This window comes from Actinosynnema sp. (assembly GCF_052038725.1).
On record NZ_JBQGCX010000422.1, the window covers coordinates 1 to 1,982 of the forward strand.

A 1,982-nucleotide genomic window follows, 5' to 3' on the forward strand; every position below is an offset into this window, starting at 1 on the left:
CCCGGAAGACCTCGACATGCCTGACGGTACCTTCGCGCGCCCGGAACTGACCACGTTCACACGCCTGGACGAGCATGGCCTGCGGGTCACCGGCCAGCGCCTCGAGCCCGATCGCACGGTGCTGGCCTGCACGATCGCCGCTGAGGATCCGTGGTGCCGGCGTTGCGGCGCGCAGGGTGTGCCGCGTGGCAGCGTGGTCCGCCAGCTCGCGCACGAGCCGTCGGGATGGCGCCCCACGATCCTGCAGGTGCGGGTCCGGCGCTACCGCTGCGACGGCTGCGGGCACGTGTGGCGCCGAGACATGAGTGCGGCTGCGGCACCGCGGGCGAAGCTGACTCGCGGCGCGCTGCGGTGGGCGCTGGAGGGTCTGGTGGTCGCGCACCTGTCGATGGCCCGGATTGCCCAGGCGCTGGGGGTGGCGTGGCACACGGCGAACACCGCGGTCCTGGCCGAGGGCGCGCAGATGCTGATCGGCGACCCGCGCCGGTTCGACGACGTGCACGTACTGGGGGTCGACGAGCACGTGTGGCGCCACGCGCGCACCGGCGGGAAGTACGTCACGGTCATCATCGACCTGACCCCGGTGCGTGCCGGCACCGGGCCGGCGCGGCTGCTGGACGTGGTCGAGGGACGCTCCAAGCAGGCCTTCAAGACCTGGCTCGCGAAGCGGCCGCTGCCCTGGCGTGACCGGCTGGAGGTCGTCGCGATGGACGGGTTCACCGGCTTCAAGACCGCCACGGCCGAAGAGCTCCCCGAGGCGGTCGCGGTCATGGACTTCTTCCACGTGGTCCGCCTGGCCGGGGACGCGTTGGACCGCTGCCGGCGCCGAGTCGAGCAGGACATGCACGGTCACCGCGGACGCAAGAACGACCCGCTCTACCGTGCCCGGCGGACTCTGCACACCGGCGCCGACCTGCTCACCGAGCGGCAACGACAGCGCCTGACCGCGCTGTTCGACGGCGAGGACCACGTCCAGGTCGAGGCGACCTGGGGGATCTACCAGCGCATGATCGGCGCCTACCACGACCCCGACCGCGCCCGAGGCAAGCAGCAGATGACCGCCCTGATCGACTCGCTGCGCCAGGGCGTCCCGGCTGCCCTGGTCGAGCTGCGGACCCTGGGCAGGACCTTGAAGAAGCGGGCCGCCGACGTCCTGGCCTACTTCGATCGACCCGGGACATCCCAACGGCCCGACCGAGGCGATCAACGGCCGGCTCGAGCACCTGCGCGGGACCGCACTGGGCTTTCGCAACATCGCCAACTACATCGCCCGCTGCCTGCTCGAAGCCGGCGGCTTCAGACCGGTGCTACACCCTCATCTGCGATGAGCCACTTGTCCATCTATATGTGTCGAGGGATGGATTGCGGCCGCCTCACGAACGCCCCCAGCACAGGCCCCCCGTCATCAGCGCCCCGCCGCCCCCACCCCCGCGAAACGCTCCCACCGCAGCGCCAGCAGCCCTCGGTCCGGCCGGTCCTTGACCTTCCCGGGCAGCGTCAGCCGCCGCCCCTGCATCTCCTGCAGCCCGTGCTTGAGCATCGGGCCGTCGACCTCCTCCATGAGGTCACGGTCGACGTGCACGACGTAGTCGGGGGTGATGCCGAGCAGGTTCTGGTCGAACGCGGCGTGGTGGATCTTGCACAGGGCGAGCCCGTTGGGTGTGGTCGGGACGCCACGGGTCGACGAGTCGGGGGCGATGTGCGCGGCGTCGAGCAGCGACCCGTGCTTGAGCGTGCAGATCGCGCAGCGCGTCTCGTAGGCGAGCAGCACGCGGGTGCGGAACGCGGGCTGGTGCAGGCGCTGCTTGGCGAGCCGCAGCGCGTACGCCTTCTGCGGTGCCGACAGGTGCCGCACGTCGCCCATGTACCGGAACGACTCGTCGAGCGCGATGAGGAACGCGCGCTCCTCGGGCACGTCGTCGACCACGTAGACCGGCGCGATGGGCGTGTAGTAGTTGGGCTGCTCCTTGCGGAACAGGATG

General features: G+C 70.9%; 1 protein-coding gene and 1 pseudogene. One reads left to right on the forward strand and one right to left on the reverse strand.

The window, feature by feature from the left end; translation table 11 throughout:
- Positions 1-16: 16 nt before the first annotated feature.
- Positions 17-1,328 (forward strand): annotated as a pseudogene (locus ACTUAL_RS08565) (ISL3 family transposase).
- Between the two features lie 77 nt (positions 1,329-1,405).
- Here ACTUAL_RS08565 and ACTUAL_RS08570 read toward each other — a convergent pair.
- A partial coding sequence (locus ACTUAL_RS08570; RefSeq protein WP_440899871.1) for an HNH endonuclease occupies positions 1,406-1,982 on the reverse strand: 577 nt, incomplete at its 5' end.